Annotated in this window: 24 protein-coding genes; 17 read left to right on the top strand and 7 right to left on the bottom strand. The window is 57.9% G+C overall.

Annotated features, from left to right (window positions below; genetic code table 11):
* Nucleotides 1-5 precede the first annotated feature (5 nt).
* Together Q8N04_17920 and Q8N04_17915 are read left to right on the top strand one after the other, a co-directional pair.
* Nucleotides 6-1277 carry an anaerobic glycerol-3-phosphate dehydrogenase subunit C gene (locus tag Q8N04_17920; protein ID MDP3092556.1) on the top strand — a complete coding sequence of 424 codons (1272 nt, stop codon included), beginning with the start codon at nucleotides 6-8 and terminating at the stop codon, nucleotides 1275-1277.
* Between the two features lie 10 nt (nucleotides 1278-1287).
* A complete protein-coding gene (locus tag Q8N04_17915) occupies nucleotides 1288-1875 on the top strand; it encodes a DUF3501 family protein (GenBank protein ID MDP3092555.1) in 588 nt (195 codons plus the stop codon).
* 546 nt (nucleotides 1876-2421) lie between these two features.
* Here the strand turns inward: Q8N04_17915 and Q8N04_17910 are convergent.
* Nucleotides 2422-3342: a hypothetical protein gene (locus Q8N04_17910; GenBank protein MDP3092554.1), complete on the bottom strand. Its 921-nt coding sequence runs from the start codon at nucleotides 3340-3342 to the stop codon at nucleotides 2422-2424.
* A gap of 311 nt (nucleotides 3343-3653) precedes the next feature.
* Here Q8N04_17910 and Q8N04_17905 point away from each other — a divergent pair, with 311 nt between their 5' ends.
* A complete protein-coding gene (locus Q8N04_17905) occupies nucleotides 3654-4178 on the top strand; it encodes a PilZ domain-containing protein (GenBank protein MDP3092553.1) in 525 nt (174 codons plus the stop codon).
* 56 nt (nucleotides 4179-4234) lie between these two features.
* On the opposite strand, the gene Q8N04_17900 is transcribed toward Q8N04_17905, so the two are convergent.
* Nucleotides 4235-4540, bottom strand: coding sequence for a hypothetical protein (locus tag Q8N04_17900; GenBank protein MDP3092552.1), 306 nt, complete (start codon nucleotides 4538-4540; stop codon nucleotides 4235-4237).
* 99 nt (nucleotides 4541-4639) lie between these two features.
* Here Q8N04_17900 and Q8N04_17895 point away from each other — a divergent pair, with 99 nt between their 5' ends.
* From Q8N04_17895 to Q8N04_17835, 13 genes are all read left to right on the top strand, one after another.
* Nucleotides 4640-5245: a LemA family protein gene (locus tag Q8N04_17895; GenBank protein MDP3092551.1), complete on the top strand. Its 606-nt coding sequence runs from the start codon at nucleotides 4640-4642 to the stop codon at nucleotides 5243-5245.
* Nucleotides 5246-5274: 29 nt separating this feature from the next.
* Nucleotides 5275-6153 carry a TPM domain-containing protein gene (locus tag Q8N04_17890; protein MDP3092550.1) on the top strand — a complete coding sequence of 293 codons (879 nt, stop codon included), beginning with the start codon at nucleotides 5275-5277 and terminating at the stop codon, nucleotides 6151-6153.
* Nucleotides 6140-6802 (top strand): TPM domain-containing protein, encoded by a 663-nt coding sequence (locus tag Q8N04_17885; protein ID MDP3092549.1) that lies wholly within the window; start codon nucleotides 6140-6142, stop codon nucleotides 6800-6802. Before Q8N04_17890 ends, Q8N04_17885 begins: the two co-directional genes overlap by 14 nt.
* Before the next feature lie 49 nt (nucleotides 6803-6851).
* Complete coding sequence (gene murJ / locus Q8N04_17880; GenBank protein ID MDP3092548.1) at nucleotides 6852-8468, top strand: murein biosynthesis integral membrane protein MurJ; 1617 nt, start codon at nucleotides 6852-6854, stop codon at nucleotides 8466-8468.
* An 8-nt stretch (nucleotides 8469-8476) separates the two neighbouring features.
* Nucleotides 8477-9001: a methylated-DNA--[protein]-cysteine S-methyltransferase gene (locus Q8N04_17875; GenBank protein MDP3092547.1), complete on the top strand. Its 525-nt coding sequence runs from the start codon at nucleotides 8477-8479 to the stop codon at nucleotides 8999-9001.
* A gap of 3 nt (nucleotides 9002-9004) precedes the next feature.
* Complete coding sequence (dtd, locus tag Q8N04_17870) at nucleotides 9005-9457, top strand: D-aminoacyl-tRNA deacylase (protein MDP3092546.1); 453 nt, start codon at nucleotides 9005-9007, stop codon at nucleotides 9455-9457.
* Nucleotides 9458-9574: 117 nt separating this feature from the next.
* Entirely contained in the window at nucleotides 9575-10141 is a 567-nt protein-coding gene (locus Q8N04_17865; protein MDP3092545.1) for a hypothetical protein, read from the top strand.
* A complete protein-coding gene (locus Q8N04_17860) occupies nucleotides 10138-11076 on the top strand; it encodes an isoaspartyl peptidase/L-asparaginase family protein (GenBank protein ID MDP3092544.1) in 939 nt (312 codons plus the stop codon). Before Q8N04_17865 ends, Q8N04_17860 begins: the two co-directional genes overlap by 4 nt.
* Nucleotides 11077-11093: 17 nt before the next feature.
* Nucleotides 11094-12083 carry a WYL domain-containing transcriptional regulator gene (locus tag Q8N04_17855; protein ID MDP3092543.1) on the top strand — a complete coding sequence of 330 codons (990 nt, stop codon included), beginning with the start codon at nucleotides 11094-11096 and terminating at the stop codon, nucleotides 12081-12083.
* Nucleotides 12084-12160: 77 nt separating this feature from the next.
* Nucleotides 12161-13438, top strand: a complete 1278-nt coding sequence (locus Q8N04_17850; GenBank protein MDP3092542.1) for an ATP-binding protein — start codon at nucleotides 12161-12163, stop codon at nucleotides 13436-13438.
* Between the two features lie 38 nt (nucleotides 13439-13476).
* Nucleotides 13477-13806, top strand: a complete 330-nt coding sequence (locus Q8N04_17845) for a hypothetical protein (GenBank protein ID MDP3092541.1) — start codon at nucleotides 13477-13479, stop codon at nucleotides 13804-13806.
* Between the two features lie 98 nt (nucleotides 13807-13904).
* Complete coding sequence (locus Q8N04_17840; protein MDP3092540.1) at nucleotides 13905-15191, top strand: PD-(D/E)XK nuclease family protein; 1287 nt, start codon at nucleotides 13905-13907, stop codon at nucleotides 15189-15191.
* Between the two features lie 843 nt (nucleotides 15192-16034).
* Complete coding sequence (locus Q8N04_17835) at nucleotides 16035-16466, top strand: VOC family protein (GenBank protein MDP3092539.1); 432 nt, start codon at nucleotides 16035-16037, stop codon at nucleotides 16464-16466.
* Nucleotides 16467-16500: 34 nt separating this feature from the next.
* Here Q8N04_17835 and mtgA read toward each other — a convergent pair whose 3' ends face one another.
* The gene (gene mtgA / locus Q8N04_17830) at nucleotides 16501-17235 is read right to left on the bottom strand and encodes a monofunctional biosynthetic peptidoglycan transglycosylase (GenBank protein MDP3092538.1); all 735 of its coding nucleotides are present in this window, start codon (nucleotides 17233-17235) and stop codon (nucleotides 16501-16503) included.
* 81 nt (nucleotides 17236-17316) lie between these two features.
* Between mtgA and yihA the strand changes: the two genes are divergently transcribed.
* Complete coding sequence (gene yihA, locus Q8N04_17825) at nucleotides 17317-17919, top strand: ribosome biogenesis GTP-binding protein YihA/YsxC (protein ID MDP3092537.1); 603 nt, start codon at nucleotides 17317-17319, stop codon at nucleotides 17917-17919.
* Here yihA and Q8N04_17820 read toward each other — a convergent pair.
* The 4 genes from Q8N04_17820 to rfaE2 all read right to left on the bottom strand — a co-directional run bounded on the left by Q8N04_17820 (nucleotide 17909) and on the right by rfaE2 (nucleotide 23827).
* Nucleotides 17909-18874, bottom strand: coding sequence for a peptidyl-prolyl cis-trans isomerase (locus Q8N04_17820; GenBank protein ID MDP3092536.1), 966 nt, complete (start codon nucleotides 18872-18874; stop codon nucleotides 17909-17911). The genes yihA and Q8N04_17820 overlap by 11 nt on opposite strands.
* 80 nt (nucleotides 18875-18954) lie before the next feature.
* The gene (locus tag Q8N04_17815; protein MDP3092535.1) at nucleotides 18955-19824 is read right to left on the bottom strand and encodes a peptidylprolyl isomerase; all 870 of its coding nucleotides are present in this window, start codon (nucleotides 19822-19824) and stop codon (nucleotides 18955-18957) included.
* 43 nt (nucleotides 19825-19867) lie between these two features.
* Complete coding sequence (mfd, locus tag Q8N04_17810) at nucleotides 19868-23341, bottom strand: transcription-repair coupling factor (GenBank protein MDP3092534.1); 3474 nt, start codon at nucleotides 23339-23341, stop codon at nucleotides 19868-19870.
* Nucleotides 23342-23344: 3 nt separating this feature from the next.
* Nucleotides 23345-23827 (bottom strand): D-glycero-beta-D-manno-heptose 1-phosphate adenylyltransferase, encoded by a 483-nt coding sequence (gene rfaE2 / locus Q8N04_17805; GenBank protein MDP3092533.1) that lies wholly within the window; start codon nucleotides 23825-23827, stop codon nucleotides 23345-23347.
* Between the last annotated feature and the right edge of the window lie 52 nt (nucleotides 23828-23879).

Below are 23879 nucleotides of genomic sequence, written 5' to 3'. Positions count from 1 at the left end.
ATGAGATGAAGGGTTTTGATTTCGCTGACCTCAAGCTGGACCGGTCCCTTGTTGAAAAAGAGACCTTCCGGGTCTTCGATATTTGCGACGGATGTCGCCGATGCATCAACCTCTGTCCCTCCTTCAACACGCTCTTAGATCGATTGGACCTCGTTGATAGCGACATCAAGAAACTCACCGCACAGGATACCCAACAGGTTGTTGACGAATGCTATTATTGTAAACTCTGCTTCAATCACTGTCCTTATACGCCGCCGCATCAGTTTGATCTCGACTTTCCCCAGCTGATGGTAACGTGGAAGCGGATTTATGCTGAGGAACGATCGCCATCCTTGAGAGACCGAATCCTTATTCGAACAGATCTGATAGGGAAGGTCGGATCATTCTTGGCGCCGTTGATGAATTGGGCGAACGGTAATCCGCTTATCCGTCGTCTCATGCATACGTTGCTGGGAATCCATCGCGATCGGCACCTCGTTCAGTTTCAATCGGAAACGTTCTCTCGCTGGTGGAGTCGCACGCGTACAGCTCACGGCCGCTCTGCTGGCGCACGTCAGCCGACGGGGAAGGTCGCGCTCTTTTCCACCTGCACGGTGAATTACCACTGCACTGAGATTGGGCAGGCAACAGTCAAGGTCTTGGAAAAGAACGGTGTGGAAGTGGTGTTGCCGGAGCAAGAATGTTGCGGCATGCCCTTCTTCGATACGGGTGACATCGCCATGATTAAGAAGAAGGCGGAAGCAAATCTTCGGAAACTAGAACCGTGGGTTCTGCAGGGGTATGACGTCATCGCCCCGATCCCTAGTTGCAGCCTCATGCTGAAGCGAGAATACCCGCATCTGCTGAAAAGTGATCTTGCCAAGGCGGTTGCGGAACGGACGTTCGATGTCTGCGAGTATCTCATGAGAATGAAACGGCAAGGGGCTCTCAATATGGAGTTTCAGCATCGGCCTTTGAAGATCTCATATCAGGTGCCCTGCCATCTTCGAGACCAAAACATCGGTTTTAAATCCAAAGAACTGATGGAGCTCACGGGGGCGTCGGTCGAGCTTGTGGAGCGATGTTCCGGACATGATGGTACCTGGGGCGTCAAGGTAGAGTTTTTCGATTTGTCCATGAAGATCGCGTCCAAGGCGGTTCGGCAGTTGTCTGAAAACGAACCGGATCTCTTCGTGTCTGACTGTCCCCTCGCCGCGCTCCAGCTTGATCAGGCTAGCGGCAGGAAGACCCCGACGCTTCACCCCATTCAAGTTATTCAGCAGGCATATGGATTGTAGAGGTGCAATTATGCAGCCCTTAGGGATCGAAGATGTGAAAGCTTGCGAGGAGTATGAGCGTGAGCGCACGCTCGTCCGACGTCGAGTGATTGAACTAAAGGAGTATCGCCGAATCACGGTCGGCGAAAGTATTTCGCTTGTGTTTGAGAATCGCGACACACTGCTCTTTCAAATTCATGAGATCCTCCGGGCGGAAGGGATTGTGGATCTTAAGCGGATTCAGGAAGAGGTAGATGCTTACAATGCGCTCTTGCCGGCGGCGGGCGAATTGAGCGCCACGATGTTCATCGAAATTACGGATTCTGAAAAGGTCAAAGAGTCCCTCGATGCGCTTCGCGGCATTGATCAAGGCCAGTGGGTCGCGATATGCATTGGACCGTACAGGATCAACGGTGTTTTCGAAGGGGGGCGGAGTAGCGAGGAAAAGATCAGTGCCGTTCACTATGTGCGCTTTCAGATACCGGAGGAACTCATTGAGCCGATGCGGAATCCGTATGTGCCAGTGGCCATCAGCATTGACCATCCCAACTACACAGCGAGCGCTCGTGTCTCTATGAAGACGCGATTTTCATTCATGGCTGATCTGGGTGTGGACTAGCGCGAGACTTGGAACGAAGGAAACTATACTGACCCACCATCCTTCTGTAGTCTGCCTACCGTAATATGGGTTACACATCGCTCAACGGCACAATTCAGCTGCGGGAGACGATAGACTAGGGCTCTTTGCGGTCAGTACCCTTCTAGGTCTCTCGTCAGCGTTCCGCAAGTGCCTTTGCCTTGCAGAATATCTGAGTCCGCTCTGGACCTAACAAAGCAATAAGCTGTTTCCCAAGAGATTCCCCCGGTGTAATGAAGCGTGTTTGGACGTTCACTCGTGCGAGTTAGTCTCGGATTGTCGGATCCCCTCCAATCTGGAACAGTGTACGCGGCGAACTTTCTGGTACATGAGCGATTAACTCTATTCTCAAGTGGGGTTCAGAGTTTCGGTAGACGCGAGCTGCATAAGTGTTAGCGGTGATGAGAACGTCCAGATCTCAACCTTCTTGTGGAAGAAATCCTCAGTTGCGATGGGCGGATCGGCGGCTTTAACTTCCAGTGGGCTTGGGCGACGGGGTCTGCGTGGGTTTTCCGCAGGACGACACTGTTAAGGTGTGGGCTCAGCCGGAGTAGGAACCGGTTGCACCACGTCGCTTGTAGGATTGGCCGGAGGCAACAGCTCAGCAGCCGGGGGCGGCTCTGCTTTTTCCTTTGAAGCTGGTGTAGGGGTGTCCGCCGGGGGCGGAGGGAGTTCTTGCACCGGCGCCTCTTTGGCCGGTTTCGTCGTTGGAATGAGCGCCTGAGCCGGTTGTGCCCTGAGAGCAACCTTCGCGGTTTTCCCTTCCAACTTGTCGAGAAGCGCTGTGAGATTGGAATCACGGTGGATTCTTGCTCTTGCCCGTTTCAGATGCTGCACGGCATCCAGGTGACGCCCTTTGTCTATCAGCAGTTCGGCCAGTGCGAGATGAGGGAACGGGTCATCCGGTACGACCTGAATTACCCCTTCTAGGAAGGGAGGCGTGAGGGATGGATGTCGGAGCCCCCAATAGGCTTGCGTAAGATTTAAGAGGGCGGTCGGATTACGTGGCGCTAAATCGACCGCCCGCTTGAAGGCCTTGACGGAGACCTCGATCCCGCCACTCTTTTCCTGTTGGACACCAAGGTTGTTCCACAGAGCCGCCACGTAGGCTTTGTCACGGGACGTGGTGATCTGCGTCTTGCCGAGCGTCCGCAGGGCCGACTCTGTTTCAGCGTATTCGTTTCGATCAAGGGCGTCCCTGATGGCCTGATGGACAGGGCGCGGAGCCTCGCCGAATTCGATGAGTCGGGTCCGAGGGATGTCTTGCGGCGGAGTCGGTTCAAGCAGCGCCGGAGGGAAATTGGGCGTGGCATCGATATTCGTCGCGGGCAACGATGCGGGGGTGGGTATCGGCGTTGTCGGGGGCTGTGTCCAGACGTGGTAGAAGACAAACGCTCCTAACAGCACAGCCAGGATCCGTAGTGTGGATGAAATATCGCGACGGTACACAACCCCTCCTTAGCACTTCCACGATATTTGCACGGGGTATGAAATCGTCCAAGAATATTTACGATTATTGATGTCCCTCACCAAGGGAGGATCCCGGACGCGATATGGAAAGGTGGAGGTATGAGTGTGGACCGGCTGCGGAACTTGGCAATCAGCTTGACTGAGCGTCAAACACATTTATAGTGAGTTGCGAGAGCCTGTGCCTGTTGACGAAGATCTTCGGGGCAGGCGTGATGGGTCGAACGGAGCAAGACTCGCAGGCATCGTTCTCGCCCATGGGGCCTCGCACGGTGGGGAAGGGATCGCTTAGGATGGCTCGCCAGCTCACCTGTCCGCAATGCCAGAAGGATACGGTCTTGCGGTCATGCCCACAGTCGCCGCGGGAGCATGTCGCATCCTGGATTTGGATCTCGCCGTTTCACTGCCAGGAGTGCAGCTATCGGTTTCTGGCCTGCCGCATCGGGCTTGAGGAGCCAAAGCATGCCATCGATCGCCGAGAGCATCTCCGGATTCCGGTACGGCTGTTTCTCTCTTTTTCAGGGGGCAAGGTTCGGGGCGAAGGGATTGTGATGGATCTGTCGATGGGCGGCTGCATCATCAAGAGCGACGCACAGGTCCACGTCGATGATATTTTCTATCTTGAAATTGCGATCTCGGATCAGGAATCTCCGATCGAAGTGGCGGCGATGGTTCGATCGATCAGTTCCCGTGGCATTGCCTTCAAATTTCTGCGGAAGGCGCAAGACAACAAGCAGCTGCTCGCCTTCATTCAATCCAACGCCGGGGCGACCTCAACGGTTCTGTCCAAAGCGGTTGCATCTTCGGTCGCCCGCTAACGAATCTCTCCAGCACACCAATATCCAACAAAAGCGTGAGACAGGGAGTACCGACTCTAGGTCGGCGTTTCCCAGGCTGAGGGAAGCGGGTGTTCGTCGATCAAGCGGTTGTGTTCGGTGAGATCGTAGGGCTCGACGGTCAGATCACCTCGATCCATTGGTTCCCCGCACATCGGCGAGCAGAGAAAATCGACAAGAGCCTGGGCCTTCATCTCTGTGGAGAAACGACACAGGCCATACTCCGGCATTCCTGAGGACGGGTGCCAGAAGGCCAACTCGATCGCACTGCCTTGATAGATGCCCAGCGAGCGGTGCCGCACTTGAAACCCGCCCGGTAGATGAGACGACGACTCCAGCGACATCGAGACCTCTTGACGCACATATCTTAATGACTATTGCCATGGTAGCATGATCCCCGGACCGGACTACAGTCCGGACTGAGCCGGGAAAAGGAGGAGTCTATGAGACGTACGTCTGTGAGGAATCTGGCCGTCGGCCTCGTGATCCTGTTCGCAGGAGTGACGTCGGGCTGCGGCTATAACGATCTCCAGGGATTGGACGAAGACACCAAGGCGGCTTGGAGCGAGGTCATCAATCAGTATCAACGCCGGGCCGATCTGATTCCCAACCTGGTTGCGACGGTGAAGGGCTATGCCGAGCATGAAAAGGAGACGCTTGAAGGCGTGGTGAAGGCGCGGGCCCAGGCAACCGGTATCCAGGTTACACCCGAGACCTTGAAAGATCCGGCCGCATTCGAACAGTTCCAGAAGGCTCAGGCCGGACTCACCACAGCGCTGGGACGGCTCATTGCCATCGCCGAGAACTATCCGAACTTGAAAGCCGATCAAAGTTTCCGGGATTTGCAGAGTCAGTTGGAAGGGACGGAGAACCGCATTGCCGTCGCACGCAAGCGCTATATCGATCGGGTGGCGGAGTACAACAAAATGGTCCGCTTTTTCCCGACCAACTTAACGGCAAAGTTTCTTCTCCACATGGAAGAGAAGCCGAATTTCACTGTGGCGGACGAGAAAGCCGTGGCGAAGCCGCCTGAGGTGAAGTTTAACTGAACCCGATCAAAGCGATGCATCTCATCAACATGAGCCGTGTCTGGCGCAAGCCGGCGCGGCTCTTTGTTTTTCTTGCGATGCTCCTGAGCCCGGGCTTGGCCTGGCCGCTCGAGGTGCCACCGCTGACCGGGCGCGTAATGGATCTGGCGCATGTCTTATCGGCGAGTGCTATAGATCGGCTGGCGGCCGATCTTCAGACGCACGAGACGACCAGCGGCAATCAAGTCGTCGTACTGACGCTGCCGTCGCTCGAAGGCGAACCGCTCGAGCCCTTTGCCCATCGCGTCGCCACCACGTGGAAGCTTGGCCGGAAGGGAACGGACGACGGGGCGTTGCTGCTGGTGGCGTTGAAGGAGCGCAAAGTCCGGATCGAAGTGGGCTATGGACTTGAGGGAACCTTGACGGACGCCAAGTCGGCACAGATCATTCGAAACGAAATTGGGCCGCGGTTTCGCTCCGGGGATCTGCCGGGCGGGATTGTCGCCGGGGTCGCTGCGATTCTGAAGACCATCGAAGGCACCTATCAGGCGCCGGAGAGGCCAGCGATGTCCGCAGGCGGCGGGGACATAGTCGGTCAGATCCTGATAGCCCTGATGGTCGGTGTGGTCTTTGGTCTGGCTTTGTCGAATGTGAATCGTCTGGTCGGCGCTTTAGCCGGCACTGCCCTCTCATTGTGGCTGTCCCCCTGGCTGATTCCGGCCATCGCAACGGCCGTCGTCACCTTGCTGCTGGTTCTGGTGTTAGGACGCGCCATGTCGGGCCGAAGGGGCTCTGGCTTTGACGACTGGACCTCGTACAGCAGCCGAGGTGGGGGCTGGGGCGGTGGCTCGTTCGGTGATAGCGGCGGCGGAGGATTCAGCGGCGGGGGTGGAGATTTCGGAGGAGGAGGCGCGAGTGGCGACTGGTAAAGCGGCGGCGTTGTCGGAAGCCGATCGAGAACGCATCCGGCAGGCGGTCCATGCAGCTGAACAGCAGACCAGGGCGGAAATCGTGCCGATGATCGTCGCGCGGTCCGGGCTCTATCGGGACGCCCAACATTGGGCGGGGCTGATCGCCGCGCTCGCGACGCTGGCCGCGTTGCTGACCATCGAGGTCTCCTGGGTTCCCTGGGGATGGCATGCCTCGAATGGTGCCTGGTTGGTTCTTGCTGTCACGCTCGCCTATCTGTGTGGGACCTGGATCGGGATCTGGCCGCCGGTTATCCGCCTGCTGACCTCGCCGATTCGTTTGCGACACAAGGTTGCGCTACGAGCCGAACGGGCCTTTGCGCAACAGGCCATCTCGCAGACCCGCGAGCGCACAGGCGTGCTGATCATGCTGTCAATTTTAGAGAAGCAGATCTATGTCTTGCCGGATCGTTCGTTAGCGGGGCTGGTGTCGGCAGAACGATGGAAGCAGGTCGTGCAAGCGGCGGTCGAGCGCCTGCGAGACGGCGATATTCCCGGGGGGCTCTCACACGCGATTCATGCGTGCGGGGGCGTTCTTGCAGATGCTTATCCGGCACGCCCCGGCGACAACCCCAATGAATTGTCCGATCAGGTCATCGACGAACGGTAATTGTTCCGGTGATAGACGCCTCGCCGTTGTTCCGCTAGAATCCGCATCCATGTCCGAATCGAGCACACCTGCGACTTCCGCACAATCAGCTTCAAGCGATCAACGTTCGGTGGTGAAAGCCGCCGGCATCATCGGCATCGGTACTTTCGCCAGCCGGATTCTCGGATTTATCCGTGACATGGTCATGGCCAGTCTCTTCGGTGCGACGGCAGCGGCCGATGCCTTTTACGTCGCGTTCCGGGTTCCCAGTCTGCTGCGCGAGCTCTTCGCCGAAGGCTCCATGTCGGCGGCCTTCATTCCTGTTTTCACCGAATATCATCAGCAGAAGACCAAGCGTGAGGCGTGGGAACTGGCCAGTGCCGTCTTCACGACGCTTCTGACAATCGTGACGGGGACGGTGCTTCTCGGCATTGCCGTGACTCCCGTCATTGTCTGGTATCTCGCGCCGGGCTTTCATGACGATCCAGCCAAGCTCACCTTGGCCGTTGTCCTCTCACGCGTGATGTTTCCCTATCTCCTGTTCATCAGCCTTGCCGCGCTGGCCATGGGGATCCTGAATTCGCTGCGGGCCTTTGCGGCTCCCGCCTTCTCGCCGCTGTTTCTGAATGTGTTTATGATCGGATGTGCGCTGTTCCTGTCGCCGCAGCTGCCGGAGCCGATTGTCGGCGTCGCCGTCGGCGTCGTCGCCGGGGGCGCGGCGCAGTTTGCGATGCAGCTGCCGGGATTGGCTCGCCGGGGATTTCTGTTCGGCTGGCGCTTCGAACCGGGCCATCCAGGGGTCAAACGGATCGGCCGCCTGATGGTGCCCTCGTTGCTGGGCCTGTCAGTGACGCAGATCAATCTGACCGTGAGCACGATTCTCGCTTCGTTCTTTGTGGGAGGGCCCACCTATCTGTTTTATGGGATGCGGCTGATTCAGTTTCCACTGGGTATCTTCGGCGTGGCGCTGGCGACGGCGATTCTTCCGACCCTCTCTGCCCAGGCCGCGCGGGGTGCGATGAACGAATTACGGACGACGTTCGGATTTGGGCTCCGGATGATTCTCTTCATCATCCTGCCGGCGATGGCCGGCCTGATTCTTTTACGCACGCCGATTGTGCAATTGTTTTTCGAGCATGGGACCTTCACGGCGCATGACACGGCGGAGACGGCGCTGGCAGTGTTGTGTTATGCCGTCGGCCTCTGGGCATTCGGCGGCGTGCGAATCATTGTGGCGGCATTTTACTCCATGCAGGATACCAAGCTTCCGGCGATTTCCGCTGCGGTCGCCGTGGCGGCGAACATCCTGCTCTCCCTGGCGCTGATGCCGATGCTTGGCGCCGCAGGCTTGGCTCTGGCGACGGCACTCGCGGCCATGATAAACGGGAGCCTTCTCATCATCGTCTTGAATCGCCGGCTGGGCGGCGTGGAGTGGGGATCGGTCGGACGGTCGTTCCTCAGGGTTGTGCTCGCCTGCCTCCCGTTGATCGTGACGTGTTTCTGGGCCGCAAGCGCCTCGCTCTGGACCCATCCCGGTGAGTGGATCGAGAAAGCGGTGTTACTGGCCGTCGCGATCGGGTTCAGTGTGGCCGGCTATCTGGGAGTTCACGTCCTGTTGAAATCCGACGAATTGGATGTGGTGTGGGGCATGGTCCGAAGAAAACTCGGTCGAGTAGCCGGCCGGTAAGGACGCGTATGCGACGAGCCGTCTTGTTCAAGTCATCCTGGGGTTGGATGGGGATTGCCGAAGCCGGCAAAGGCGTCGACGGCGTCGCGTTGCCCCAGCCATCGAAGCAGCGGGCGATCGCCGTTCTCCGCGAGCAGGCACCCGCCCCTCTCGTCATGGAACCGTCTCCACAGCTGGAGCTGGCGCAGGGACAGCTGCTCGATTACCTTGGGGGCAAGCGGATGACCTTTGATGTGCCATTGGATCTTTCGCGGGGCACCGCGTTTCAGCGGCAGGTGTGGCGAACATTGTTGAAAGTGCCGTATGGCAAACTTCGGTCGTACCAATGGGTCGCCGCGCGCGTCGGAGGCCGGCAGTATGCCCGTGCGGTCGGCAACGCGGTGGGAGCCAACCCGTTGCCTATAATCGTTCCGTGCCATCGCATTGTGGCCCACGACGCGTCGCTGGGCGGGTTCTCCGGTGGGCTGCCGACCAAGCGCAAGCTTCTGACCCTTGAAGGCACGCTGGTCCAGCTGCAGCGCGGGCGGACGTGATCGATGAAGGCGATTCTGCAGCGGGTGACCAGTGCGTCGGTGGAGGTGGCTGGGACCGTTGTCGGGCGGATCGGAGCGGGATTGCTGGTGTTCGTGGGAGTGGCCAAAGGCGATGGGGAACTGGATTGCCGCTATCTCGTTGAGAAGCTCCGTACCTTCCGGATCTTTTCTGATGAACAGGGAAAGATGAACCGGTCGTTGGTAGACATCGGGGGGTCGGTCCTACTCGTCTCCCAATTTACCTTGCTGGGCTGCACGACGAACGGCCGCCGTCCCAGTTTTGACGATGCGGCGCCTCCGGAGGAGGCAAAGCGGTTGTATGAGCAGGTTGCTGAGGATCTGCGGACGGCGGGGACTTCGGTTCAAACCGGGATTTTCGCCGCACACATGCGGGTGGCCTTGGTGAATGATGGGCCGGTGACCTTCGCATTGGATAGCCGTGACAGGCCTTCTTGACGACGAACGCTCAAGTCCGGAATCGTGGAACCGATAGAAGAGACGTCTGGCGATCCGGGTCACGGCGAGTCTGCTATACTCAGCATAGACGTATGTCGTTTACTCGATGAGGTGGAGATGGGGACGGCAGTTCCTCCACAACATCCCCTCCGGCAGCTGTTCGGCGCTCTGACCGAACGGAGTTTCACCGAGCATCTCGGGTGGCCCGATCTCAATGTGGCGGGTTATGTGTCCAATCTTCTCGTCGACTTTACCCACACCGACCAGTTGTATAAGATTCGCACCAGACAGGATCAGCCCGTCGACACGGTGGTGGATTTGTTGTTCGAGTCCGAGGTGATGCTGGATGCGCAATCCTTCGAACGTCAGCGGGACGTGCACCGGCATATCGGGGACTTCACGTTGTTTATGGCCGGGCTCTTTCCGGAATACTTGCGGCGATTGAAAACAGCCGGATTGATCTATCATAAGGATTTTCTCGTGGAGTACATGAAAACCGGCAAGCGCTCGTACGGCATCGTGGCCGAATTCGGCGAGCATGGCGCCGAGGCCGATCCTCCGCTGTTCCGGAAGCTCTCCGATAACTTCGAGCTTTGTGTCACCGGGCTGGGATTTGTCCGCTCCGATCTCGATCGCATGAGCGATCCTGCCTACCAGCGTGTGAAGGGCCTGTTGCTCAATTGAAATCTGTCCATCCCGTTCTCCTCGTCCATGGCGGTGCCGGTCTTCGTCGCATGACGTCAGCTCAGGCTGGTTGTCTCAAGGCGGCATTGGAAATCGGCTATCATCTTCTGGATCGCGGCGCCCCGGCACTGACCGCTGTCGAGCAGGTCATTTGTGTGTTGGAGCAGAGCGGATTGTTCAATGCGGGCCGCGGCGCGCATGTGCAACTGGACGGGGTGCGCCGTATGGATGCGTCGATCATGGAAGGGCAGGATTTGCAGGCCGGAGCCGTCGCATCGGTCGAAGGCATCGTCCATCCCATTTCAGCGGCGCGGTTGGTGATGGAGCAGACGACGCACGTCTTGCTGGTCGGGAAGCCGGCGTCGGCCTTTGCCCGGCATTGCAAGTTGGAGCGGCAGCCGATTCGGCCTTCGGGTCATGCCGTTCGCAAAGCGACGATGACGCGGGCGTGGTCTCCAAAAACGTTGGAACTCTATCGGGCGATGATGTCGAGCGGGCCGGCATTGCGGAAGCGAGCCGGGAAGGAAACCGTCGGTGCGGCGGCGCTCGATCACACCGGGACGGTCGCGGCCGGGGCCTCGACCGGCGGAATCGACCTGATGTTGCCGGGCCGTGTCGGCGACACGCCGATCATCGGCTGCGGGGTCTATGCCGACAACGAGAGCGGCGCCGTATCCATGACCGGGTTGGGCGAGGGGATTATCCGCATCGCCGTGGCGAAAGAAATCTGTGACCGCCTGGAGCGGGGCGAGCGCCCGGCCTCGGCGGCGACGCATGTCTTGCAGAAACTGGTTCGACGGATCAACGGTGCCGCCGGCTCCCTCGTACTGGCTCCAAACGGGCGATTCGCCATCACCCATGTCACCCCGCGCATGGCTGCCGGTTGGTGGGATGGGAAGGGCGAACCGGTCGTCAAGGACAAGTTTGAACGTTGAACGAGTCACACTGCATTATGCCCAGCCGTAAAGGGCGCAAGCCCAAACCCTACAGCCAAGCCGCACGTGTCAGCCTCATGGCGAGGCGGCTCACGAGGGGAGCAACGGTTGTGGAGTTGGCTGAGGAGTTTCAAATCACCAAGCGGCAGGTGCACCGGGATCTTCAACATCTCGAAGAATCGGGATATCCCCTTGTCCAGGAAGACGGCATATATAAGCTGCCGCATGGCTTCAAGGGGACGGAGATCGTGGTGTCCCCTTACGAGTTGATGTCGCTCTACCTTGCCAAGAGCCATTTGGATTATTTGAAGGGCACACCATTGCTCGACGATTTGGAAACCGTCCTTCACAAAGTGGAAGCGGGACTTCCCGACAGGGTAAAAAACCATATCGAGCGGATTGTCACCTCCTTTGCTCCACTTCAACGGCCAGCCCGTGCCTATGCCGAGAAAAAAAGCATTCTCGATCCCTTGCGTAAAGCGTTGCTCCGCCAGCACACAGTGGTGCTGCGGGGCTATCAGAAACCGGGCGCCGGGCATCCGAACGACTATCGAGTTGATCCCTACGGGCTGGTTCTGTACCAGTATGGTCTGTATCTGGTCGGCTATTCGCATAAGGCAAAAGATATTAGGACTTTCGCGGTGGAGAGGGTCAAAGGGGTCGAACTTGCGGAGGATATGTTCGAAATTCCAGGCTCATTTTCTCTTGCGGAGCGATTTGAACACGGTTTCGGCCTGATTGATGACCCTCTGCAGGAAGTGAAGATCTGGATCTCATCCGATTGGGCATATTTCGTCAAAGAACGACGCTGGCATCCGACTCAGACCCTCCAGACTCGGAAGGATGGCTCCGTGATTCTGACCATGCGGTGCGGCGGTATAGACGAACTGACCGCCTGGGTACTTTCTTTCGGACCAGGGGCTCGGGTGCTCGGTCCGCAAGCGTTGATAGACAACGTGTCCAGCCAACTGACGTTGGCCGCCAGGCCGTATCAATCCTCCCGTTAGCGCTTTCCTGCGACCAGCGACTTATTCTGTCGCACCCCCATGCTAGGCTGCGCTCAACGAATAGAGGAGGCACAGCCATGCAGAGTTTCTTATCCGTCAACCAACAAATTCAGTCGTTCATGAATTCTCATCCGCGCGAAGACGGCTGGAAAATTTATCACTGTTGCACGCCGTTAGTGCGCAGTTTCTTTCTGCGCTATCTCTTGGATTGGCTGCAGGACAAACATCCTGAGTCATTGAAAGCATCGGCCGTTGGAAAAGAGCCAACCGTCCAGGAGTTGCGTGGTGTAGAAGGAAACTCTCAAGCGATTGAACTCGACACCAAATCGGACACTCAAAAAGACCTTGAGAGCGAAGGCTGGATCGGGTCCGTTGAAATCGAATGGAAGGGCTCGGCAATCCATTTCTGCTCGCCATTTATGGAGCAGTGTCTAGCCCATGAACCGCTCACTCTTATCGCCACAAGGTCGAACGCCGCACTCCGACACCTCCTCCACGGACTGAAGGAGTATGGGCTGATGCGAGAGCGACACGACAACCGTGAGGTTCTGGTCGTCAACGGGCCGAATCTGCCCAAACCGCCCGTCTCGTGGGATGAGGTGGTCTTGCCGAGCGGACTCGCGGAAGAGATCCGGGGCAACGTCGAGGGATTTTTCGCGGGAGTGGACAACTATCGAAGGCTCGGTCTGCCGTTCAGGAGGGGGCTATTGTTCGTCGGTCCTCCGGGATGCGGCAAAACGCTGACGATTAGCGCACTGGCCAACAACGTGAAAGCAACGTTCATCACGGTTATACAACGTTCCGATGTGGATGATCAGTGCGTGGAGCGGGCATTCGATTGGGCGGTCATGCATGCACCGGCGGTGGTCGTCATCGAGGATTTGGACAAGCTGCTTGAGAGTCGCGAATGTTCCCTGGCACATTTCCTCCGAACGGTGGATGTCCTGAAGCCGGCATCCGGCATCTTGATTATCGCGACCTCAAATGCGCCTGAGAAGTTGGACCAGGCCTTGCTCCATCGGCCCAGCCGGTTCGACCGGATTTGGAAGTTTCCCCTGCCTCGCTATGAGCAGCGTCTTGCACTCCTGCGGAAGTGTGGCGGGACGTTTTTCTCCGAAGGGGCCATGGAAGAAGCGGCGCGCAAGTCGGAGCACTTCTCAATGGCCTACGTTCAGGAAATCGTTGTGAATGCGCTCCTCTCCAGTGCGCACAATGGCGACACGCCTGGAGACGAGGCCCTTCTGAAAAGCGTCGAAACGCTTTGCATCCAGCGAAAATCGGCCTCGAAGCCAGGGGAATCAATGGATGAACGAGAGAGCGTCGGATTTTGCCAGTCGAACAATGGAGACCGATAACCGCGAAGACCAGAACTGGAGGTGGAACTGCCGCTTTGATGACCACAGTCAAATTTGCAAATTCCAGCAAGTTTCTCGCCGAGCTGCGGAAAGACAGCCGGCAGGTGGACAGGGGCATTGTCCGAGTCGCAGAGCGCCGACGGGCGAGTGCGATGAGCCCCGTCCTGCTGGTAATCGTCGTCGGGACCGCTCACGTCGGGGCTGACATCTATCGCATCGACTGCCTCTGCGGGGTCCTGTGCGGGGTTGAAGTCGCTGACCGGCAGGTTCTTGCAAAGATGCACAAGCAACTTAAGAATCTCAGGAACGGCTGTGCCGCTTTGGGACTCGATGTGCGGTCTGGGACTATGGAAGATAGTCCTTGCTAGAATTTTCAGTAACCATGAGCGCGCTGTCTGGACATTCGGCTTTGAGGCGGCGCAAGATTACGGACCAGTGGCGGAGGCTTTGACCTAGAGGATTGACAATGGATCTGGCTTCGAACGATCAAGTCAAGGCGGCCCAGGAGCTACTTGAAAAGGCGGGGGAGATACTTCGCGAGGAACAGGAAAGAGACAAGATTACTGCGTGCCGGTTCAATGTCTTTAACGCGCTCGGGGTCGAACGTGCAGAGCTGGCACATTCCCGGTTTCTCGCGTGCTTGCTTGACCCCAAAGGTATCCATGCCCAAGAGGATCTTTTTCTGCGGGCATTTCTCCGAGTTGTCATTCAGGAAGAGACCGAAGGACTCGATTTAGAGAGTTCAGAAGTCAGAACAGAAGTTCCTATCGAGAAAGGTCGGTTGGACATTCTGGTGACCTTGCCTGACAAGCAGATAATCATTATCGAAAATAAAGTAGACGCTGTTGAGGGAGAAGAGCAACTTGAGCGCTACCGAAGTTGGTTGCAGATCCAACCTCATGCAAAATCAGGGAGACCCCACCATCTTGTCTTCTTAACACCAAATGGAAGGCGTCCATCTTCATGCAGCCCGGCTGAAGTGAAAAAAGTGAAACTTGTGTCCTATGGGGACATTGCAGCTTGGCTCGATAGGCTGAAAGACAAGGTTCCTCCTCGCTTGGAAGTGGTCCTGAGCCAGTATGTAAATCTTTGGAGAGATATGCCAATGAATCAGGAAATAATTGCGTTGCTGCGAGACCCTAGAAACTTCGAGACCTCCGAGCGTATCTCAATGGCGGTCGAAGAGATTAAAAATCAGGCGAAGTGGCAGTTCTTGGTTCGGGTTCAAAAAGACCTCAAGAACAGACTGCATCAAAGCAACCTGGGCGACAATTGGGATGTGTTAGACGCGACTCATATTGGGAAGTACGCAAAAGTTGGCATCCTATGGAGAGGCCGAAGAGAGAATTCGTTGCAATTCGCTGTGTTATGCGAGACTCAGGATTCCAGCTGGAACGAAGTAATTATTGGTATTTACCGTGGCGTTCAGATCCAGGAGGATAAGCTGGCCGAGCCGGACAAGGAGGTTTTTCGAATGCTTTCAGAGAAAGATGACCTGAGACTTCGAAAATCCCCATGGTGGATTGGCTACTTTGACCTGAGGGACTTGCTGGGGAGAAAGACAATAGGCGTCAAGGATTTGATAAACGAACATCTCGGCGGAGAGCATCAAATTGGAGAACAGGCGGCAAAGGGACTCTGGGAAATATTCGAGAGGTGTAGGATAGAACTCGAGAATCTCAATCGAAATTATCCCTATTCATCCCTTGATGTTTCGACACGCAAAGACGCACTAACCGGAACCACAGCGTAGGCCAACCAAACGTACCAGGCATGGAACTCGCGTCTTGACATTGACTATTGAGGGAGAGTCTCTGGGATCTTCGGATGTTCTGTTGTGAGCTGCCATCTCCTTGGGCCTAACCCTCCCCACGAACGGGTGGTCCATGCTACGCGTACTATTCCATCTCGCTTTTCCGGTCACCGATCTTGAGGCCACAAAGAAACTCTCCGTGGACGGACTCGGCTGTACGGGTAGGCCGCAGTAGACTTAACGGTTACGTATATGGCCAGTGAGGAGAGCCAAATGTTCTTGCGTGAGGACAAAGTGAATCAGTTTATTGCCGAATTTCTACGCAAGAACAAGTTTGAAATTCTTGGCCAAGCCCTTTGAAGCTCTCATGGTGATGATATCGTGGCCCGTTCCCTGCAAGGGGAGGACGTTACGGATCGAAGCAAAAGGCGATGGATATACTAAGGCTTGGACGCAAGGCGAGATTTACCAGAAGGTGGCACCTGCAGTGTTCAACCAACTCAGGAGTCTATGCGTTAGCAAGAAGAAAGGCAGGACGGATATTTATGGGCTTGCGTTTCAGGAGAATGAGCACTATCGAACATATCTTGACGAAGCTCTAACGGAGCTTCTAGTAGGGCTGGGGCTCCTCATATTCTTTGTGCGTCGAGACGGTACCGTCGAGTTATGTGGCAATCTGATGCTCTCCACATAATTAGTTGTTCGAGCCGATGCCGAGAAACGCCGCCGCATTTCCTATAAGGTCTGTGGCCGGTGCGGCTTTCGGAAACTTGAAAAGGTACAATTGGGCATTCAGGATTTTTCAGTCTCACTAGTCCAGACATAATTCATTTGGATTGAGCAATGTCGAAAACTCTTTTCCATCTTGCCTTTCCGAATTACGATGTGGCGGCGGCAAAACGTTTCTATGTCGATGGGCTTGGTTGTACGTTGGGTCGGGAGTCGAGTCATGCCGTCATGTTCGGACTCGCGGGGCACCAACTCGTGGCCCATCTGACGACGGAACCGCCACCTTCTCAACGAGGGATCTATCCGCGTCACTTCGGACTGGTCTTCCTCGAACAATCAGACTGGGAGGCCTTGGCCGAACGAGCCCGTCAGCAGGGCCTGTCGTTCTATCAACAGCCGCGCGTCCGCTTTCCCGGTATGCGAATCGAGCATCGGACCTTTTTTCTCGAAGACCCGTCGCGTAATTTGCTCGAATTCAAACACTACACTCACGAGTCGGCGATCTTCGGTGAGCGAGATGTCAGCGCCGTCGGCGATTCCGAGTGAAGCCTGTCTTCGCTGGATCGGTCTCAGCCTTGCGTCAATGCGCCGGGGGTGAGGTGGGAATCCTGTTCATGCTTTTCAGGATGCGCTGATGGCGTTTGCTGAGAAACGCCGTCTTTCGGAGCGGGTCGTACCGGCGCGGAGAAGGCAGGATAGCGGCGAGCCATGCCGCCTCCTCTGCGGTGAGGTCTTGGGCGGATTTCCCGAAGTGGTGGCGCGCCGCCGCTTCCGCGCCGTACACGCCGTTTCCCCATTCTGCGACATTGAGATACAGCTCGAGAATCCGCTCCTTGGTCAGATGGTGTTCCAATGACCTGGTGATCAGAGCTTCGCGGGCCTTCCGTATCAGTGAACGCTCGGTCGACAGATACAGGTTCTTTGCCAGTTGTTGTGTGATCGTACTGCCGCCCCGTTTCAGCTCTCCGGCTTCGAGGTTATGGATTGCGGCATCTTTGATCCCTTCCCAGTCAAATCCTTCGTGAATGAAGAATGACGCATCTTCCGCCGCGATGGCGGCATGTTGCAGATGGCGGGACATGCGTGAAAGCGGCACCCAGGTCCACTGTCGCGGGACCGGGTGTCGTTGATTGCGTGCAAGAGTCTGCCGGTGTTCCATCAACGCGGTCGGGCCAGGATTGGTCTTGGCGAGAAGCGCCACATCCGGCAAGGTCAGCAGCCAGGTCAAGGCGAGGAGGCCCAGTGGGATGCCGAGGAGTAAAGTCGTCCAGAGCAGTACCCTGGCGACGGTCCGTTGTTTCTTGGCTTTGGGCATAAGAAGGGGGTGTTACTCGCCCGTCATTCTGCTACTGTGTAGAGGTTCACGGCGGTTGAGTCACGGGGTTGCGTCATTACTATGAAAATTCTTTCATCTGAGTTTATCAAAAGTTGCGCGTCGGCAGAACAATTTCCTCAAGGGGAGTTGCTTGAGATTGCCGTCGCGGGACGATCGAATGTCGGAAAGTCCTCGCTGATCAATTCTCTGCTCAACAGGAGAGGGCTTGCCAAAGTGAGTCGGACGCCCGGTAAGACGAGGGCGGTGAACTTGTTTCAGATTGCCACCTCAGACCCGGCGCTGGCGAAGTTTTATCTGGTGGATCTTCCGGGCTATGGATACGCGAAGGTCTCGAAATCCATTCGTGCGGAATGGGGACCTCTGATCGAGTCCTATGTGGCGGAGCAGCCCTCATTGATCGCGGTCGTCCTGTTAGTGGAATGCCGGGTCGTCACGGAACAGGATCGCCAGACGGTGGCGTGGTTGCAATCGATCGGACGTGCCCCGGTCATTGTGGCGACCAAGGTCGATAAGCTCAAGCCCAGCGAACGGGTCCGGACGCTTCGTCAAACCCACCGCGATCTCGGCTTGCCGGAAGGGCAGCAGCTCATTCCCTATTCAGTGGTCACCGGGGAGGGGCGGGATCCGCTCTGGGGCGTCTTACGGGACCTCGTCAAAACTTAATTTCAATGTACGCCTTGTTTTTCAAGTCGACCAGCCAGGATTGAAAGACGTCTTCGCTCTTTTGCTGGAACACCAGCGACTGGATTTCGAATTTGACTTCATCAAACGGGCGAAACTGTTTCGGTGTCCGCTCATCGACTCGGACGATATGGTAGCCCTCGGAGGTTTCGACGATCTCGGAGATCCCGCCTGGCACCAGCGGGGCGATCGCGCGCTCAATCGCCGGGAGAAGCTCCCCCTGCCTGACCAATCCGAGCCGACCCCCGCGCGAGGCGTTCGGCCCATCTGAATAGCGCAACGCGGCATCCTCAAACTTTTCCCCGCGCTTCAATTCCGCCATCACGAGCCGCGCTTTCTCCAACGCCTCCGCGGTTCCGTCGGCCGAGCGGGGTTGAATCAAGATCTGACTCAGCGTGTATTCTTCCGGAAGCGCGAAGCGCGTCTGGTGCTCCTTGTAATATCGTTTCATCTCCGCGTCCCCGACCATCACGCCGCTCCGGACTTCCCGGTCGACGACTTTGAGGAGCGCGAGCTGATCGCGCACGTTTCGCACGCTCAGCGGATCTTTCTCGTTGACCTTCTCGCCCTGCTGCTTCATCTGCTGGATGGCTTGCTTCACTTCCTGATCCGAGACATCCACGCTCTTGGCTTTGGCTTCCTGCAGCTGCAGCCGTCGCTCGATCATTTTCGTCAGAGCCATGTATTCGGCGGTCTTCAGTCGTTGGCCCAATTCGTCGCCATGATATTGCTGGCGAATGCGCTCCTGCTCGGGGGCCAGCTCACGTCTGACGTCGGATTGCATGATGAGGTCCGTGTTTACGACCGCCACGATCCGATCCTCCAGCTGAGTGGCAGAAAAGGCCGAAGGGGCCGGGCTGAAGCAGAGCAGAGAGATCAGCAGTCCGAACGCGACAGGGACGATTGTGCGGGAAACCGGATTCAGATGCACGGGCACGATGCTCCTCGGTGAGTGCGGGGGAGATCAGCGGATTGTACACGAAATGAAGGGGTCTTGAGGAGACGGAAGCGCGAGCTCTACGGTTTTCCGATGTCTTCGGTGATGTAGCGAGACGCGTCGGCCAGGCGAACGGTCGCCTTGGTTCGGATATCCGCGATCACTTCTTCGAACTGTTTCCGGCGTTTGTCCGCCAGCAATTCCTGACGCAGCCGCTCCCGGGTGGCGAGATCCGCCTGGATGGTCTCTTTTTCCAGCGGACTGACCTTGACCAGGTAGTAGCCCGCGTCGGTTTTGATGGGTTCACTGATCACGCCGTGCCTGAGGGTTTGGACGACGGCATCGACGTCGGGGTTGAGGAGGCCTTTCCGATAGGGGCCGAGATCCCCGCCTTTGGCTTTGGTTTTGTCGTCGATGGAATAGCGCTGGGCGAACTTGGCGAAATCGCCGCCGGCTTCGATCTGCTTCTTCAAATCTTTGGCCGCCGGATAATTATTCAGCAACATCTGCGAGACTTGGACTTTGAGCGGCGCCAGCAGCTGGTGGGCGTGCTTTTCGTAGTAGGCATCCAGCTCGGCCTGGGAGAGCTCGACTTTAGCCCTGAGACGATCTTTCAGGAGTTCGTCCAGCACGAGCTGTTCTTTGTAGCGTTGTGCCCGGTCACGAATCGCATCATTCTGATCCAGTCCCTGGCGACGGGCTTCCTGCATCAGCAGTTCGCGGGTGATCAATTCATCAAGAAACCGTCGCTTGCCGCCTTCCTTGTCATACTTGACCCGAGTGGCCTCGGAGAGTTCGTTCCAACGAACATCGAACTCATATTGCGTGATGGCACGACCATTGACGAGCGCCAGGACCGGCTCTTCCTGCGGCGGCGTGCAGCCGGGCAGGATCCAGAGGGAGCCGGAAAGCAGGGCGGCGAGGGCGAGTGACGAGCGAAAAGTGCGCATGGGCGATGTTCTATTTCCAGTCAGTACGAGAGCGCGGTGTGGTTCAGGCGCCCGATTTCGGCTGTGTCGTTGATTTGTTGGTATCACAGTGTCCCAGGCTTTGCAAGGTTGTGTTGAGTTCGGCAAAGGTCGAACCCCAGTCGTCATGCGGCATCTGGATCTCAAAAGCCTGTGGAGAGAGGAAGCGAAGCCGCTTTTTCAGCCGATCCATCATGGCATGGACGGCCGGTTCAGGGATCGCGGCCTTGGATCCCAGCGTGACGATGGCCGACTGGTGGGTCACCTCGATCGCGTTGATATGGAGCAATTTGGCCAGCACGCGCAGCTGCATCACTTCCAGGAGCCGCTCTACCGGTTCCGGCGGCAGTCCGTACCGGTCCTGGATTTCGCCATGGAGCAGGGCCAGTTCACCGACTTGCTTGCAGGCCGTCAGGCGCTTGTACCACGAGAGTCGATGGTGTGGATCCTCCACATACGCTTCCGGAATGAAGGCCGAGACCGGGACGCGCAGCGTGGGGTCCGGTTCTTCTTCGACCGTATGACCTTTGAGCCGCTGTACGGCGTCCTCGACCATCTTGAGGTACAGGTCCAGGCCGATGGCGGCGATGTGGCCGGACTGCGCTTTACCCAGCAGATTGCCGGCTCCGCGGATTTCAAGATCGGCCGCGGCGATGCGAAAACCGGATCCCAGCTCCGTAAATTGCTGAATCGCCATCAGTCGCTTTTGGGCATCCTCGGTGAGGCGGCCTTCGTCCGGAATGAGCAAGTACGCATACGCCTGTTCCCCGCCGCGTCCTACGCGCCCCCGGAGTTGATAGAGCTGAGCCAGCCCGAACGTGTCGGCCCGATTCACGATGATCGTGTTGGCATTCGGCACGTCGATGCCCGACTGAATGATGGCCGAGGCAATGAGCACATCCACCTCGTGCTTGACGAATTTCAGCATCACCGCTTCAAGCAACTTGGGGTCCATCTGTCCGTGGGCCATCACCATCCGCGCTTCCGGGACCAACTGTTGGAGCCAAGCCCCGGTGGCGGACATCGTCTCCACACGATTGTGAATGAAGTAAGTCTGTCCGCCGCGGCCCAGTTCGCGCAGGATCGCGTCGCGTATGGCCTTATCGTTGGACTTGATGACGGAGGTGCGAATCGCCAGCCGGCTGGCCGGGGGTGTGTCGATGATCGACAGGTCCCGCACGCTCGCCATCGCCATCTGTAGTGTGCGCGGAATCGGCGTGGCGGTAAGGGTGAGCACATCGACCTGCGTCCGCAGTTGCTTCAGCCGTTCCTTATGCTTGACTCCGAACCACTGCTCCTCGTCGATGATGACGAGGCCCAGATTGTGGAACGCCACACTCTTCTGCAGCAGCCGGTGGGTGCCGATGATCACGTCGATGACGCCCGCGGCGAGGTCCTTCAGCGTTGCTTTGGTGTCCTTGGGAGACTGCATGCGGGACAGGACCGCCACTTTCGTCGGGAACGGCGCAAAGCGTTCGGCGAAATTTTCATAATGTTGATGGGCGAGCAGGGTTGTTGGGACCAAGACGGCGACCTGCCGTCCGCTCTCGATTGCCTTGAACGCCGCCCGCATCGCCACTTCCGTCTTGCCGTAGCCGACATCGCCGCAGACCAGCCGGTCCATCGGCTTTCCCGACTCCAGATCCCGTGCGATGTCCTGGATCGCCGTCAGCTGATCCGGCGTTTCTTCGTATTCGAACGCCGCCTCGAATTCGTGGTACAGCGTGCTGGGTCTGCCGTACCCGTCCCGCTTGACCAGTTCACGATTCGCGTAGAGGTCGATGAGATCCTGCGCCATCTCCTCGATATCTTTTTTGACCCGGGCCGTGGTTTTGGCCCAGCTGGTGCCGCCCAGGCGATCAAGCCTGGGTACATGTCCGTCGGCGCCGCTGTATCGCTGGACCTGGCTCAGGCGGTCGAGCGGAACGTAGAGCGTGTCGGCCCCGGCGAATTCCAGGATGAGGAAGTCGCTCTCGAACTCCTGCACGGTCAGCCGTTTGAGGCCGAGATAGCGGCCGATGCCATGCTGTACGTGGACGACATAGTCGCCGACATTCAGATCCTCGAGTGAGGAGAGGAACGTCGCGGTTTTGCTCTTCGGCTGCGTCTTATGGCGCGTGCCTTTGGCAAAGAGTTCTTCTTCCGTCAGGAGCGCGAGGTGAAACGTTTCCGACAGCCAGCCGGCCGACAGGTCGCCATGCATAACGGCGATGGGCGGTTTGCCGCTTTCCCGTTTGGCCCAGGCCGCTGGGGACCATTCCGCGGCCGGCAGATCGTGTTCTCGGAGCAGGGCCAGCAGCCGATCGACTTGTCCGCGGCTGCGCGCGATCAGCACCACACGGTGTCCGCTCCGCAACTGATCGAGGATGGACAGGGTCTGGCTGAACGGGGTTCCGCGAATCCCCAGGCCGGCGCTGGCCGGAATCTGTGCCGGGAACGGCACCACGGGACTCCAGGTGTCGTCGGATGGGGTCAGCGGCTCTAAGGCGAGCGTCGACCAGCCGGCTGCGCCGATTTCAATTTCATCCCAGGTTTGGAAGAGCCGTTCGGGGCTGGGATAAGGATTGGCTGCGTCCCGTTCGCCATGGCGGAGGTAACCGTCTTCGATCTTGGACCAGAGTGTCGCGCAAGTTGCTTGGAGCGTGGCGGGCTGGTCGAAAATAAGAATCGGCTCTTTGGGAAGATAGTCGAACAACGTGCCCATCAGTGGATACAGATCCGGCGCACGCCATTCCGCATCCGGTGCGATCGGGGCATAGGCCTCCGCGCTGTCCTCTGGCCGGAGATATTCCCGCGCCGGCAAGATCGTGGCTTCATCGACCTGCCGGATCGAGGTCTGTGTGGCGGCGTCAAACAGCCGGAGGGCTTCGATCGAATCCCCGAGAAACTCGATGCGGAGCGGATCGGAGTAGGCGGTCGAAAAAATGTCCACCAGGCCGCCGCGAATACTGAATTCGCCGGGAATCTCCACGACCGACACGCGCCGGTAGCCAAGGCGCAGGAGTTTGGCCAACAGCGTATCGCGTTCGACGGTGCCGTTGCGCTCCAACTGGAGGGTGGCGTGGGTCCAGGTGTCTTTCGGCAGGAGACGGTGCATCAGGGCCGCAACCGACGTGACGAGAGTCGTATCCGGGCTGGATTGCAATCGATGGAGCGTCTGCATGCGGTGCGCAACCAGACTGACATGGGGCGCCGTGGCCTCATAGGGCAGCGTTTCCCATTGCGGAAAGAGCGTCAGCCGGTCACTCGGGGCGCCCATGAGCTGATGGCAGAACTGGAGGTCGTCAAAGAGCCGTTCGGCCGTCTCATTGTTGGCCGTCACGACGATCCAGGGGCGGTTCCGGTATGCGGCCAGCGATGGGGCGTTGGTCAGACTGGTGAGCACAAATGCGGCGGTCGATCCATGTAACCCCGTGACACAGGGGCGCGCCGAAGCCTGCTTGAGCGCAGACACGAGCGGGGCAAACCATGCTTCTGCGGGAGAGGGTGTGTGTGACACGGATTAAGCTGAGGCTGAGCGAATACGGTGAATCAATGCCGTTGTGGAGAACCCTGGAACCAGGGGGATGGTCTGTACCCTGCCTCCGCGCGCTTCGACAACGTCCCGACCGATAATGCGATCCAGAGGCCAGTCACCGCCTTTGACCAGCACGTCCGGCTGAACGGCGGTGATAAGCGCCTTGGGATCGGGTTCGGAGAATATCACGACGAAATCGACACATCCTAGCGCGGCCACCACTTCCGCCCGCTGTGCCTCGTGGACAATCGGCCGGTCCGGGGCTTTCTCCAGGCTGCGGACGGAGTCGTCTGAATTGACCCCGACGATCAGGAGATCACCTAAGGCTCTGGCGGCTTGCAGATAGCGGGTGTGGCCGACATGCATCAGGTCGAAACAGCCGTTCGTGAAGACGAACCGGGACCCTCGGGCACGGAGGGGTTTGAGCTGCTCAACCAGTTGTTCTTTGGTCACAATCTTGTTCGGCATGGCGCCCCATCATACCTGTCGCGCCGGCTGATGGGAAGCCACGCGCTGCGGC

This window comes from Nitrospira sp. (genome assembly GCA_030692565.1).
Classification (GTDB): Bacteria; Nitrospirota; Nitrospiria; order Nitrospirales; family Nitrospiraceae; genus Nitrospira_D.
Note: the sequence above shows the minus strand (reverse complement) of the source record. Positions and strands in the feature narration are given on the sequence as shown.